This is a genomic window from Pseudoalteromonas maris (assembly GCF_049257235.1).
Lineage (GTDB): Bacteria > Pseudomonadota > Gammaproteobacteria > Enterobacterales > Alteromonadaceae > Pseudoalteromonas.
The window spans coordinates 259,348-271,645 of record NZ_JBMMUF010000004.1 but is presented as its reverse complement, the minus strand read 5'-3'; the positions used below and the strand labels follow the sequence as shown (position 1 = coordinate 271,645).

Genomic DNA, 12,298 nt, shown 5'->3' with positions numbered 1-12,298 from the left:
GCCAGCCAATACTATTCCTCAATAATTATCAAAATTAAGTAACCAAGGTTTAGTGACATGCTAAAACACCTGAGTATTGCGCTTATAGTATTTTCAAGCGCCTTTTTCGCCAAACAAGCCTATGCCGAGTCTAGTACTGCATATATCAGTGACGAGCTTTATATTTTTATGCACTCTGGTGCAGGAAAAAACTACCGTATTCTTGGCTCCGTGAATGCGGGTACACAAGTGCAGCTTGTAACAGGGACTGAAACGAACGGTTTTTACGAAATTGTTGACGACAAAGAGCGCCAAGGCTGGGTAGAGTCTCAATTTATAAACCAAGGCCAAAGCCTAAAAGTGAAATTTGAACAGCTAGGTGAACAGCTTGCTAGCACGCAGCAAACATTGCGTGATGCACAGGCGCAAATTCCTGAGCTGCAATCACTTAACACTGACTTACAAACTCAAAACCAGCAATTACAAGACCAGCTTGCAGAAGCTATTGCAGCGCGTGATGCGGTGCAAACAAAGCAACAAAGTATGCAAGCAAAAGAAAAGCGCCAACTTCTTACTTACGGCGGAGCGATTGCGCTGATCAGTTTGTTATTAGGTGTCATCCTCACAATCTTCTTATCGCGCAGAAAGCGCTATGACGGTTGGGCGTGATTGACATTGCATTGAGTTAAAAGAGCGCTGAGGCGCTCTTTTTTTTACACTACCCATTCACCACACACGAGATACCAATCAACTTAAGAACCTGGTTCTGCCCAATCTGAATCACGGATAAACAGTGCAAACTGCCCATAATCAGCCGATACAGCCTCTTGGTGAGCACTTAAGGTCAAACTAGAGGGTATCAGTTTATAAGCTGTAAATAGTCTCTGACTCGAAAAGTACGGCGAATTAGCGCCATTGAGTTTGAACAAGGTTTTTGTTGATTGCTCAGTGACTCGCTTGAAGTCTTGAATGCCAAACGCATAGTGCGTCAATAGATTATCGAAAGAGACCGACAGTTTTGAGTACTGCCCTTGCTCTTGCAAAAAAGCAGGCAAGGCTTGGCTTGGCACAGTCATATAGCTGTCCACAAACACCATATTCACAGCTAAGGTATTGTCTGCAAACCACTGCTCGTGCTCTGCCAATCTCGCTGCCATTGATTTATGACCCTCAGCAGATTGCTTCAATAACGTATGACCAATTCCATAGTAGCCATACACTTTTTCGTTATATAAATCATAGTATTGATACAAGGCTAGAAAGTTGTTGGTCATCACTGTTTCTCTGTGTGTTTTTGCCAACTTCATTTCAATATTGGTCAGCAGATGATTAAGCTGCCACTGCGTGTTATCTGTATGCTGGTGCTGTGCCAGTAACGAGATGATTGACTCTTTTGCAAGGGTTAGTTGCTCTTGCTCTGTAAGCGTGTCGTCCCATGCTAATGACAAGCCATCCTCTAACTCATTAAGGTGCTTATACAGCAATTCAATATCTTTGAGCCTGTCATTGCCTAGATAGTGAAATCGGTACCCAGACTCATAGAGTGCCTGCAACTGCTGCCAACGTTTCTTGTAATCTTGATTATCGCGGCCAATAGCAACAACCCAATTCGATAGCACCTTCTGTAAAAGCGCGGTGTCACCAGTTTGATTGTACTTATTCATGAAATAAGCTTGGCTGAAGTCCATTTCCAACATGTAGGTGTTGAATTCATGCTGCGCAGTTAAATAACTAAAAAACTCGATATCAAACTGAACTGGGGTTTTAAAGCCATGGATTTCACCCACTAACACTAACGAGTTGGCGTTGATGTCTGCATGCATCATATCAAACTCAAAAGGCTCATCAAGTGCCGATGTTTCTTTGTTGTTTTGCAAATACGCTACATGATCTTGACCTGTTACATATTCAGTTAAAAGAAACATTCCGTAGCTGAAAAATGCCAAACTAAACGTGATAGCACAGCTAAAAGCGAGTAACTTTAAAATCTTCATATCTTTATCTCCTAAATAAGATTCAAGAGTAAAGGTAACTCGCTATCACAATATAAAAAGCGCTGTGGGACTGAAGCTCAAAATCAGTGATGTGCGCGCGGGTTCGGGGACGAAATTACACCTTTAGGGATGAATCTGCAGTGCACTTTTAACTGCATCATAGTAAGTTGAACTCACTGGAATGGGTTGCTCCACGTCATGAAGTATTAAATTGGCTTTGCGCTTGCTACCTAAAACGTCTTTGATACTTGCCGGGTTTACAATGTAAGAACGATGAACTCTAAGGGCATCAGGTATCTGATTTTGAACCTCCGTTAAGGTAGATCGAATCATCGCCTCTTGCCCCAACTGGTCATCATTGTTGATGTGGATCACAACATAATTTTGTTGCGCTGCGGCAAAGCGAAAATGAGATGACAAAAACGAAAAGTGCTCATCGGTATTGGCACCCGTTACACAAATAGGGTTAGCTGCTGCGTGCTCAATACTCTGTGTTGGCCTGTTAGCATCTACGCCAAATTGTTGTCTCAGTAAGATGACAAGAGGAAACACAACAAAAACAAAGGGGATGACAAAGACAAAAGTAAAGGCGATAAACTGACTCAATGTCTTATCACCGTCACTAAACATCGCAGCATGATAAACGTTGGTAAAAACAGCTATCCATAGCAGCAGCGACAGCATAGCCCAGGCTTCATTGACATAGCTCCACCTTTTACCAGCATTAATAAACCAACGTTTTTCAAAAAAGTAATTCGCAAGTAATGCCAAAAATGTCATCACGCCATAACCCGACAACTTCAGTACCATGGGCAACTCGAACTGGTGGTTGGTATCAAATGGCTGAATAAACACCATGACAAATAGTACTAACAGCCCCATGGCAGCAGCGAGATAAAAGTAATGGCGAGTGTTTTCGATAAATTTCATTAAGTAACAACAAGTCAACAGCGACACATTTAGTTTTATCACTTACTTGGGCAAAAAACGAGGAGCATTGCTCTGGATGACGTTGTGACTAATGGAGTATTGAATAAAGCGCGCCGCAGTGCCTTTATATGTGTGCATCGAATGCAAGGTTAAATATCAATACGCAAACCAGTGTCTTCTTTGACCTTTTCTATCACCATGTAGGTGTGATGCGTGCCAACTCCCGGTATATCAACCAAATCACCTAGCACCTGGCGGTATTCATTCATGTCACTAACACGTACCTTAAGGAGATAATCATATCCCCCTGCCACCATGTCACATTCTACTACCTGAGGCGTATTGAGAATGTGTTCTTTAAACGTTTTAAACACAGCGGTGTTGGACGTCACTAATGACACTTGCACATGCGCCAGCAGGCTTTGATTGAGCTTTTGTTCAGAGAGCTTGGCGTAGTAGCCTTCAATAAAGCCGTCGGTTTCCAGACGTTTGACTCTATCTAGGCAAGGACTTGGGCTTAAGTTGACCTGTTTGGCCAAATTCACATTCGAGATACGGCCATTCTTTTGCAAAGCATCAAGGATAGCTAAATCGATTCTATCTAAGGTACGAGATTTGGATGTAAGCGACATAGCAGTATTTTATACGGGCATGCTGTAAATATACCCTGTAAATTATCGTAATTGCCGAAATTACACCAGCATATTCTGCGGTATTTTATTTAGAATGCCCGCAAATGTGTATGCATTACGAGTGCAATTTTAATCACACATCACACAGATTTCTGTAGGTATGATCTACACTCTCGCAGTTAGAACCTACAATGTAGTAATTGTCGTAACCGAGGCCCCACCATCTCACCTTTGGTGCTGGGTACAGTTGCTATGTTTAGACTCCGTTATTTTGAGGGTTGCTTATGTTATTTGAAGGCAATTTGATTACTGAATGCCCCATCCGCCAGAAGATCCGTGACTTCTACCGCATCGACGAAAATGAGGTAATTGATCACATTCTACCACTGGCTGAAGTAGGTGTTACGGCACGAAGCCGCGCTTGGGAACGTGCGCGTCAAATGGTATTGAACATCCGTAAAGACCAAGATGGTCAAAGTGGTGTTGATGCGCTTTTGAACGAGTTCTCTTTATCGAGTGAAGAAGGCGTGGTGTTAATGTGTTTGGCTGAAGCGCTATTGCGCGTGCCTGATAAAGCAACACAAGAGCAATTAATTCGCGACAAACTTGCTAAGGGTGACTGGAGTTCACACCTAGGAAGCAGCGACTCACTGTTTGTAAATGCGTCATCATGGGGCCTACTTGTTACCGGTAAAATGGTTAACTACAGTGACAAAAATAAAGAAGACCAATTTGGTCTACTAAAACGCACTGTTGGTCGTTTAGGTGAGCCTGTTATCCGTAAATCTGTGAACTTCGCGATGAAGATCATGGGTAAGCAGTTCGTAATGGGTCAAACGATTGATGAAGCGATTGAACGTGCAGCTGAAACAGAAAGCAAAGGGTACGTTTACTCATACGACATGTTAGGCGAAGGCGCGCGTACTATGCGTGATGCTGAGCGCTACTACAACAGCTATGTCATGGCGATTCACGCTATTGGTAAAGCAGCGAATGGTCGTGGTCCAGTTAAAAGCCCTGGTATTTCAGTAAAACTATCTGCTATTCACCCGCGCTACGAGTTCTCTCACCGCGAGCGCGTGATGACAGAAATCGTACCTAAGTTAAAAGAGCTTGCGCTACTGGCGAAACAATACGATATCGGCTTAACAGTAGATGCTGAAGAAGCTGACCGTCTTGATATCTCTTTAGACATCATCGAAGCAGTATTTAGCGATAAAGACTTAGGCGACTGGCAAGGTTTTGGTTTGGCTGTTCAAGCATACCAAAAGCGCGCTATTTTCGTTGTTGAATGGCTTACTGACTTGGCTCGTCGCGTTGGTCGTAAGCTTATGGTGCGTTTGGTTAAAGGCGCATACTGGGATACTGAAATTAAAACCACACAACAAGATGGTTTGGACCAATTCCCTGTATTTACGCGTAAAGCAACCACTGACGTATCGTATAAGGCATGTGCGATTAAACTAATGGAAGCACGTGATGCTATCTATCCGCAATTCGCAACGCACAACGCATACACAGCAGCAACAATCCTAGAAGTTGCCAAAGGTGACAACGAAGGGTTTGAATTCCAACGTCTGCACGGCATGGGCGAATCTCTGTTCGACCAAGTTGTAACGCAAGAGAAAATTCAGTGCCGCGTATATGCGCCGGTGGGTCAACACGAAGACTTACTTGCTTACCTTGTACGCCGTCTACTAGAAAACGGTGCAAACTCGTCATTCGTAAATGCCATCGTTGATACGACTAAGCCTGTTGAAGAGTTACTTCCAGACCCAGTAGAAACACTGCAAGGCCTACGTAACAAGTACAACAAGCAAATCAAGCTACCTATTGAGTTATACGGTGATGAGCGCCCTAACTCAAAAGGCATGGACTTAACTGACATCAACGCAATTACGCCTCTTAAAGAGAACATGGATGCGTGGTTCGCTGAGCACCTCATTACTGAAGACCAAGTTGCCGAAGGCAATCTTGCGGTTCGCAACCCAGCAAACCACAAAGAAATCATTGGCCAGCATCGTCTACACACAGGCGATGAGATGCAAACATTGCTTGAAAATGCTGAGAAAGAGTTTGTGTCTTGGTCAGCAACGCCAGTTAAAGAGCGTGCCGACTTACTTCGCCGTATCGCAGATATCCTAGAGCGTCACCATGACGAGCTGGTTGCGCTGTGTGTTAAAGAAGCGGGTAAAATCACGCAAGATGGTATCGATGAAGTCCGTGAAGCAGTAGATTTCTGTCGTTACTATGCAGCTCGTGCAGAAGAGCTATCACAAGACGAGCGTTTTGAAGCACGCGGTGTGGTACTGTGTATCAGCCCTTGGAACTTCCCGCTAGCGATTTTCCTAGGTCAGGTTGTTGCAGCTATCGTAACGGGTAACACGGTTATTGCAAAACCAGCAGAGCAAACCAGTCTCATCGCGCTACGCGCCATTGAGTTGATGCAATCTGTAGGTCTACCGCAGCACGTTGTTCAACCAGTTATCGCTCGTGGTAGTGAAGTGGGTAAACACATCGTTCCTGATGAGCGCATTCAAGCTGTGATGTTCACAGGTTCAACGGAAACTGGCACGCTAATCTCTCAAACATTGGCTGCACGTAACGACATTCAGGTCCCTCTGATTGCTGAAACAGGTGGTCAAAACTGTATGATCGTTGACTCAACAGCACTGCCAGAGCAAGTGGTTGATGATGTTGTTAAGTCAGGTTTCCAAAGCGCCGGTCAACGCTGCTCTGCACTACGTGTACTTTTCTTACAAGAAGACGTAGCTGATGGCATCATCGAGATGCTTAAGGGCGCGATGGCAGAACTGCACATTGGCGATCCAGCATACCTATCTACTGACATCGGTCCGGTGATCGACGAAAAAGCATTGAATACGCTTAATGCCCACGTTGAGAACTTAAAAGGCAATGCGACATTGCATTACCAGTGTGAGATCCCAGATAACAACGAAAACGGTGCCTACTTCTTTGCTCCTCGTTTGTATGAGATTGAAGACTTGTCTGTACTTAAGCGTGAAGTATTTGGCCCTGTTGTTCACATCGTGCGCTTTAAAGCAAACGAGCTAGATAAGGTTATCGACCAAATCAATGGCACAGGTTACGGCTTAACCATGGGTGTTCACTCACGCATTGAAGAGCGTTGTGAATACGTCGCGCGTCAATCACGCGCGGGTAACGTCTATGTAAACCGTAACATGATCGGTGCGATTGTTGGTGTTCAACCGTTCGGTGGTCGTGGCCTTTCTGGTACTGGCCCTAAAGCAGGTGGTCCTAACTACCTTCTTCGTCTTGTGAAAGAGAAAGCATCACCTGAAAACGTACAGATGACTGACCTACCTGCGGATGAAGCAGACCTGCATAACTACACAGGCGCAGCAGAGAAAGTTGAAGAGTTGATGCTTGCATCAATGCGTGATGAGAAAATTTGGCGTTCAACCGCACTGAACGACCGTGTATCAGCACTTCGTCAGCTTCTTGCTAAAGTTGCCACTGTTGAAATCATCGATGAGCTTGCTGATGACTTAGCGAAAACGCTGAGCGATGCGCGTGCACAGCTAAACCGTATTGAAAAACGCATGAAGCGTCCAACGATACTGCCGGGGCCAACGGGTGAATCAAACATCCTTTACCTTGAGCCTCGTGGCTGTGTGGTCTGTTACGCTGACAAGAGTACCTCATTTAACTTCTGGGCTATCTCGATTATCACGGCACTTGCAGCCGGTAATACAGTAATCACAGTAGCATCAGAATTGTTCTATGAAGAAGCGCAAGCTTTCCGTGACAAGTTCATCGCTACCGGTGTTGCAGAAGGTGTACTACAAGTAGCTAAACCGAATCAGCTGCAAGCTATTTTGGCACACCCGCATCTTGCTGGTGCCGTAGTAGCTGCTCGCTCGTCACGTCTTGGTTACTTTGCACATCAACTAGCTAACCGCAAAGGTGCAATTCTACCGGTGATCACGTCTGAGTATTACGATACCTTGATTAACCGTCTACTGACGGAAAAAACCATCAGTATCGATACCACAGCATCAGGTGGTAACACCTCATTGATGACCTTAGTAGAAGACGAAGAATAATTCGTAAACTACTGATAAAAGGCGCCTATTGGCGCCTTTTTTATTGCTTATATTGACTTAGCCACACCCCGTTTATGTGATTCTTTGCTATGGTTATTAGAACTATTTTCTTCTGTCGCTCATTATGAACGAAACCATATCTATCCAGCAGCTAAAATCAGGCATGTTTGTAGTGGAAGTCACCAAGCAAACGGGTAAGGTCAAAATCAAGAATCAAGGTTGGGTTAAGACAGCCGAAGCCATCAAAAAGCTCAAAAAAGTGGGGGTACTGGAAGTGGTAATAGACCCTTCTAAGACGCTGCAAAAGGACCCACCACCCCCAGTAAAAACTGAGCAAGTTGACGTCCAAAATTCCCCTGAAGACACGGTGCACAATGAGCCACAAACGCCAGCAGATCCGTGGGCAAGTTCAGTCAGCTTTGAAAAAGAAGTTGGCAAAGCGCAAAAGCTCTACAACCAAGCCAAAGCACTGCAAAAAAGAGCATTTGCTGATATTCAACAAGGTAAAAATATCGATGTAAAACCATTTAAAGATGTTGCTCATGGATTTATGGACTCGGTATTTCGCCAACAAGATGCGCTCACCTGCCTTACCCGTATGCGCGAAAAAGACGCCTACTTAATGGAGCACTCCATTAACGTTTCCATCCTGATAACTATTTTTGCCAAGCACCTTGGCTTTAGCAGTGATCTCATTCATGAACTGGCAACAGGAGCGCTTCTGCACGACATTGGCAAAGTGAAAATTGATGAGGACATCTTACTTAAGCCGAGCAAGCTTACAGATGAAGAATTTGAACAAATTCAACAACATGCACATTTCAGTAAAGAAATCCTTGAGCAAGCCGGGCTCAGTGGCATTGCGATTGAGATAGCGGGTTTCCACCATGAGCGTATCGATGGTAGCGGCTACCCTTACGGCAAAAAAGGCGATGAGCTTAGTCAGTACGCGCGCATGGCAGCCATCATTGATGTGTATGACGCGCTCACAGCCGACAGAGTATATAAAACCGGTTTAACGCCCATAGCAGCCTTTAAAATATTAAAAGATGGCGCAGGTACAGCCTTTGACGACACTCTGGTAAATCAATTCATCCAATGCATTGGTGTGCACCCTGTGGGCACATTGGTGAAGCTAAGCAACCACAAAGTCGGGATTATCTCGCGCAGTAACCCGAGTAACCCCATGAGACCCGTGGTAAAAGTATTTTATAACGCCAAACATAGCCGCTACATTGAAGTGGAAGACATCAATCTAGCCAAAGGCTGGGCAGATGTAGAACTTGAAGCCGCGGTTAAACCAGAGTTGTTTGGTTTAGATTTAATGCGTTTCTTTAAATCCTCCATGATCGGCTAACCCTCAAGGATAAAACAAGTCATGCCCAATTAGTCATTGATAGTCTGATTGTTAACTTGATCTGTCGGTTGGTATTGCCACACCACATCGTGTGATACCGCAAAAAAAAGTACCGCGGCGATAATCAACAAAAACAAGACTCGGTATTTAGCCAGTTTTTGCATATGCGCTTCAAAGTCACTCTCGAGATATATAGCTAAAAAATCGCCGACTAGAGCAAGTAAAAACATCACAGCAACTGCGAATAACCCACTAAGGAAGGTAGATGAGATAAAGCCAGCGCCATCATTGGCATTGAGCATCTCAGTGATAAACCACACAACATATACCCCCGCCGCCATGGCCAACATGTGAGCCGCAATTTCAAATGCAGGGACAATAACGCGTTTACGCAAAAACGCTTCTAGGTCAGAGCCAAACCACACAACCGACACGCCAAAGACGGCGACCACAGCAGAGAAATAGGCAAAGATTGACGCCACATCTTTAGGGTACTTATAAAGTAATTTTATCGCATGATCGAAACCGGTTTTAAAACCCACGAGGTCATAAATAAAAGAGGCGTATAGCTGCAGTAATGCCGCAATAACTAAACTAGCCAATGCGAGTTCGACAACATGTATTGCCGCCTTTTTGTATTTTTCCATAATTCCTTAACGCTCCTCACTTTGGGTATTCGATACATGACTTGCATGAGATATTGATACTGTACTGTGCCAAGATAAATACGCGCTCACAGCAAGGTCTATTGATAACAAATTAAGTCCCCATTACCAACACAATTATACTCATTGCTGTGAATAACAAAGCTCTTGGCCACTGATAATTTCTGTGCCTGTTATCCGGCATCTCGTTTTCAATGACACGCTATGGGTGCAATTGCGATTGCTTACTGCCATACTGACATCTGTTGTAAATAATTTAATAACAATAACTTAGTATCAAAGCATGCACCTCGCCCGAGGTTAAAGTAGGAACCACGTATGAACGCCGAACATTCACAATACCGCCGCGAGATGGGCACCTTGGGGGTGCTCTTCATCGTTGTAAATGGTCTTATAGGAGCGGGAATTTTCGGCCTCCCTGAAGTGCTTCACAATGCAGTTGGAACGTTCTCCCCATGGCTACTGCTCATTGGTGGAGTGTTAGTCATGAGCGTGGTCATCTGCTTTTCAGAGCTCACTAAAATGACTGAACAGTCAGGGGGACCACAGCGTTATGTTGGTGATGCATTTGGGCTCTACCCAGGGTTTATCGTGGGCTGGACCTTCTTCGCCGCACGCCTAATAAGCCAAGGTGCCAATGTACTGGTGCTCGTCGCTTATGCCGGGGCACTGTGGCCCGTGGTTAATGAAGGCACTGCAAAGGTGATGCTTATTATCGGCGTACTGGGTGGCATAACCTTCGTTAATGTCATCGGTATTAAGCGCGTTGTCATCGTGCTCGGCACCATGACTCTATTCAAGCTCTTACCCTTAGTGATACTTATGCTCGTTGGCATCGGTGCAGCGTCTGTTAGCGGGCCTGTCGCTTTGCCACAATTTAGCGCCGTTGAAGGCGTTGCCTTGGCTGCGCTCTATGCCTTTGTCGGTTTTGAAAATGCCACTATTCCAGCAGGTGAAACCAAAGATCCCAAACGCGCTATGCCCAAAGCCCTGCTGTTGGGGTTGGCCTTGGTTACCTTAATTTATTTTGGCCTGCAGTGGGCCTATAGCCACAGCGTGGTTGCTGGAACTGGTCCTGAAGCCCCATTAACAGCTCTGGCGGGCGAGTACCTCGGCGATATTGGTGCACTGTTAATCGCGGCAACTATCGTAATGAGTGTGCTTGCCAATCTAACCGCAGGCCATACATCGGCAAGTAGGATGCCACCGGCATTGGCGGATGATGGCCTATTACCGTCGTGGTTTAACAAGGTCTCGCGCTGGGGAACCCCTGCAAATGCGATCGTGTTCTTTGGTGTGGGCGCGATGATTCTATCGCTTTGGGACGATTTCTTAGCTTTGGCTGCTGTGAGCACTCTGGCACGCTTATTAGCCTATATTGGTTCTATTATGGCGCTACCAAGACTACGTAAGCACCATGGTTTACCGGCTCTAAATATGACCATCCTGTTGGCCGCACCGGTTGCCCTAGCTTTGAGCCTATGGGCGACAACCCAAACAAACGCAATACATTGGCAAGCGCTCGGTGGGGTTGCTTTAGTGGGTAGTGTGTTGTTTTTTGTCGCCCGCAAAAATAGGCATGGCTAAGGTTAACGACTCCCAGCAACACTGGGAGTCTAAGCTTCTAGCTAGGGCCAATCTTGCATGGCTTCAAGTGAAAACTCATAGTTATCAATGCTTAGGATAGTTTGCTCAGGGGTGATCTCCACCACTTGCAAGCGTCCTACTGAATCCCCTTCATATAACTCATAGCCATTGAGTTTAATCCAGCGCTTATCTTGATCTGTGGCGTAAATGTGCGCCTGATATACCAGCGAAGGAATACGGCGCTGTATGGCGTCAGGGAGTAGCTCAATCGGCTCCACCATGGCACTGGCGCGTGTTGTTGAAGTGACACTATCACTGCTGTCCATACTCTCAGTCGCTGCAACTGCACTCGCAAATGCGCGTTTGAGATCATCAGATACTCCATTGAGCTCAGCGTCATCGTAATTGAGTTGGCCTGACGTATTGCTGCCATTTACTTGCGCTGAAGTATCATCCATAGGCTTGCCCACAACCTTATATTTACTTAAATCAATGGGTTGATTATTGATGCTTGCTTGGGTCTGGATTTGTGCCTGAGGATACATCTGCATTTGATGTGGGTTTGCCATCATCTGATTAGGATACGCAGGCACCCATTGCATATATGCTCCTTGACCATACCCTTGAGGCATTTGTGGCATAACGTACACGGGCACCATTTGCTGATATGGCTGTGTATATTGTGCAGGCATCTGCAATGCACTTAGATTAACCTGACCTTGCACTTGTGCCGTAGGTTGAGGTGCACCTTGGGCAGCAATTTCAGTTGCCTCCTGCACTTGGTTTGGCACTTGTGCCTGTTCGGTGTCTTGGCTCACAACAGGTTGCGCTTTTTCATCAACGGTTTGAGCAACAACAGGCTGCGTATCTTGAGCGCGTTGTTGCCACCACTTACCAGCAAAATAGCCAACACTCAGCACCACTATCACAACTAATGCGGCTAAAAGCGCTACGCTAAGGCGGCGATAAAACTGCAGTGCCTGTTGGTGTTCAAAAGAGTCACTCTCACTTGCGTCAGATTGATTGTGTGATTGCTTCATAGCATCTAATAACAGCGACATAGTAG

The 12,298-nt window shown here is 45.4% G+C and carries 9 protein-coding genes; 4 read left to right on the top strand and 5 right to left on the bottom strand.

The genetic code is table 11. From position 1 onward, the window contains the following. The first annotated feature begins 57 nt into the window (after positions 1 to 57). Complete coding sequence (locus tag AAEU32_RS08080; RefSeq protein WP_421970016.1) at positions 58 to 648, top strand: TIGR04211 family SH3 domain-containing protein; 591 nt, start codon at positions 58 to 60, stop codon at positions 646 to 648. Positions 649 to 731: 83 nt separating this feature from the next. Here the strand turns inward: AAEU32_RS08080 and AAEU32_RS08075 are convergent, their stop codons facing one another. From AAEU32_RS08075 to AAEU32_RS08065, 3 genes are all read right to left on the bottom strand, one after another. After that, positions 732 to 1,973 (bottom strand): lysozyme family protein, encoded by a 1,242-nt coding sequence (locus tag AAEU32_RS08075; RefSeq protein WP_421970015.1) that lies wholly within the window; start codon positions 1,971 to 1,973, stop codon positions 732 to 734. A gap of 123 nt (positions 1,974 to 2,096) precedes the next feature. Next, positions 2,097 to 2,903 (bottom strand): LytTR family DNA-binding domain-containing protein, encoded by an 807-nt coding sequence (locus tag AAEU32_RS08070; protein ID WP_421970014.1) that lies wholly within the window; start codon positions 2,901 to 2,903, stop codon positions 2,097 to 2,099. Between the two features lie 149 nt (positions 2,904 to 3,052). After that, a complete protein-coding gene (locus AAEU32_RS08065; RefSeq protein ID WP_421970013.1) occupies positions 3,053 to 3,535 on the bottom strand; it encodes an Lrp/AsnC ligand binding domain-containing protein in 483 nt (160 codons plus the stop codon). A gap of 284 nt (positions 3,536 to 3,819) precedes the next feature. Here AAEU32_RS08065 and putA point away from each other — a divergent pair, with 284 nt between their 5' ends. Continuing rightward, complete coding sequence (gene putA / locus AAEU32_RS08060) at positions 3,820 to 7,623, top strand: bifunctional proline dehydrogenase/L-glutamate gamma-semialdehyde dehydrogenase PutA (protein ID WP_421970012.1); 3,804 nt, start codon at positions 3,820 to 3,822, stop codon at positions 7,621 to 7,623. A gap of 124 nt (positions 7,624 to 7,747) precedes the next feature. Further along, a complete protein-coding gene (locus tag AAEU32_RS08055) occupies positions 7,748 to 8,980 on the top strand; it encodes a cyclic di-GMP phosphodiesterase (RefSeq protein ID WP_421970011.1) in 1,233 nt (410 codons plus the stop codon). A gap of 29 nt (positions 8,981 to 9,009) precedes the next feature. Here AAEU32_RS08055 and AAEU32_RS08050 read toward each other — a convergent pair whose 3' ends face one another. After that, positions 9,010 to 9,627 carry a hypothetical protein gene (locus AAEU32_RS08050; RefSeq protein WP_421970010.1) on the bottom strand — a complete coding sequence of 206 codons (618 nt, stop codon included), beginning with the start codon at positions 9,625 to 9,627 and terminating at the stop codon, positions 9,010 to 9,012. 336 nt (positions 9,628 to 9,963) lie between these two features. Between AAEU32_RS08050 and AAEU32_RS08045 the strand changes: the two genes are divergently transcribed. Further along, complete coding sequence (locus AAEU32_RS08045; protein WP_421970009.1) at positions 9,964 to 11,232, top strand: APC family permease; 1,269 nt, start codon at positions 9,964 to 9,966, stop codon at positions 11,230 to 11,232. A 41-nt stretch (positions 11,233 to 11,273) separates the two neighbouring features. On the opposite strand, the gene AAEU32_RS08040 is transcribed toward AAEU32_RS08045, so the two are convergent. Then, entirely contained in the window at positions 11,274 to 12,293 is a 1,020-nt protein-coding gene (locus AAEU32_RS08040; RefSeq protein ID WP_421970008.1) for a general secretion pathway protein GspB, read from the bottom strand. Between the last annotated feature and the right edge of the window lie 5 nt (positions 12,294 to 12,298).

Coding starts and splice junctions, on each gene's coding strand:
- AAEU32_RS08075 (WP_421970015.1), bottom strand. CDS start 1,973: ATGAAGATTTTAAAGTTACTCGCTTTTAGCTGTGCTATCACGTTTAGT.
- putA (WP_421970012.1), top strand. CDS start 3,820: ATGTTATTTGAAGGCAATTTGATTACTGAATGCCCCATCCGCCAGAAG.
- AAEU32_RS08055 (WP_421970011.1), top strand. CDS start 7,748: ATGAACGAAACCATATCTATCCAGCAGCTAAAATCAGGCATGTTTGTA.
- AAEU32_RS08050 (WP_421970010.1), bottom strand. CDS start 9,627: ATGGAAAAATACAAAAAGGCGGCAATACATGTTGTCGAACTCGCATTG.
- AAEU32_RS08070 (WP_421970014.1), bottom strand. CDS start 2,903: ATGAAATTTATCGAAAACACTCGCCATTACTTTTATCTCGCTGCTGCC.
- AAEU32_RS08040 (WP_421970008.1), bottom strand. CDS start 12,293: ATGTCGCTGTTATTAGATGCTATGAAGCAATCACACAATCAATCTGAC.
- AAEU32_RS08045 (WP_421970009.1), top strand. CDS start 9,964: ATGAACGCCGAACATTCACAATACCGCCGCGAGATGGGCACCTTGGGG.
- AAEU32_RS08080 (WP_421970016.1), top strand. CDS start 58: ATGCTAAAACACCTGAGTATTGCGCTTATAGTATTTTCAAGCGCCTTT.
- AAEU32_RS08065 (WP_421970013.1), bottom strand. CDS start 3,535: ATGTCGCTTACATCCAAATCTCGTACCTTAGATAGAATCGATTTAGCT.